Here is a 1,070-nt window from a genome sequence, read left to right as displayed (position 1 = left end):
GCCGGGCTTTCGGCGCCATTTGACTCCACAGATACATGCAGCTTCATCTGGCGCCTCCATGCCGCTAACGCGGCATCCGATGCTGTAGTCTTTAATGTCTGCTTTGTGCCAAATGCGGACATTGCTGTTAATGGTTTGGCCCTCAACTGTTGAGCAACACCATGACATTCGCTTTGTGTGTTAATGTGTGGCGATTTAGTGACGCTTTTGGCGTGGTACCGTAATGTCTCAAATGAATCTCCACATTCTGAATGCGCAGAAGAAACTCACCGCTCACTGTGAATGGCTTCAAATAAACCTGACTGATACCTACGAACAAGCCAAAAGGTTAATGCCGATTCATTCACTGGATGTGGTGGTTAAAGCTGGGAAGTTTGTCATCCCGGAAAAAGGGCATCTTGGTTTTTGCCCTGAAGCTGGCGTTATCTATATAACTGTTGATCCTGAAAATTCTGCATTTTGCAAAAATGATGCGCACTCTATTGAACGAATGTTTGTGCATGAACTGCACCATGCAGTTAGGTGGACAGGGCCGGGATATGGCTCAACGTTGGGAGAGGTGTTAGTCTCAGAAGGGCTTGCCGGGCATTTTTCTATTGAGCTTTTTGGTGGTGAACCTGAGCCTTGGGAAAGCCTCCATTCCGATACTATTCAGCCCTACTATCCACAAATGCTTGAAAACTGGCATCGCACTGATTACGACCATAATGCCTGGTTTTTCGGAACAGGAAATTTGCCCAGGTGGCTAGGATATACCGCAGGATTCAACCTGATCTCGAGGTATCTCGCATCATCCCCAAACTTGAAAGCTTCAATGCTGGCGAACATTAATGCTGAGGAGTTAAAGGATTTTATATAAAGTTCAGATTCCTCATTTCTCTAAAGCCATTATTCTACTCATAAGCGGAAGCTGAATGTCAGCTATTCGCTCATAGCAGACTGCGCTCACTTACTGCAGCGAGCGTTATTTTGTGTTTAGTGCCACCTGGTACAGTCAGGTTGACAGTACTTGTTTCAGGCCTTCATCATTAAAAACGATTCCGGTCTTCAGGACGCCATAACACCAGTGC

Annotated in this window: 1 protein-coding gene; it reads left to right on the top strand. The window is 46.1% G+C overall.

Annotated features, from left to right (window positions below; genetic code table 11):
* The first annotated feature begins 223 nt into the window (after window positions 1-223).
* Complete coding sequence (locus HMPREF3096_RS04690; RefSeq protein WP_023317852.1) at window positions 224-859, top strand: DUF2268 domain-containing putative Zn-dependent protease; 636 nt, start codon at window positions 224-226, stop codon at window positions 857-859.
* The last annotated feature ends 211 nt before the right edge of the window (window positions 860-1,070 follow it).

Source organism: Klebsiella sp. HMSC25G12, assembly GCF_001807705.1.
Taxonomy (GTDB): domain Bacteria; phylum Pseudomonadota; class Gammaproteobacteria; order Enterobacterales; family Enterobacteriaceae; genus Klebsiella; species Klebsiella variicola.
This window is presented reverse-complemented; position numbering and strand designations above follow the sequence as displayed.

Excerpts from the sequence above, each read along its gene's own strand:
- HMPREF3096_RS04690 (WP_023317852.1), top strand. The coding sequence starts at position 224 with ATGTCTCAAATGAATCTCCACATTCTGAATGCGCAGAAGAAACTCACC.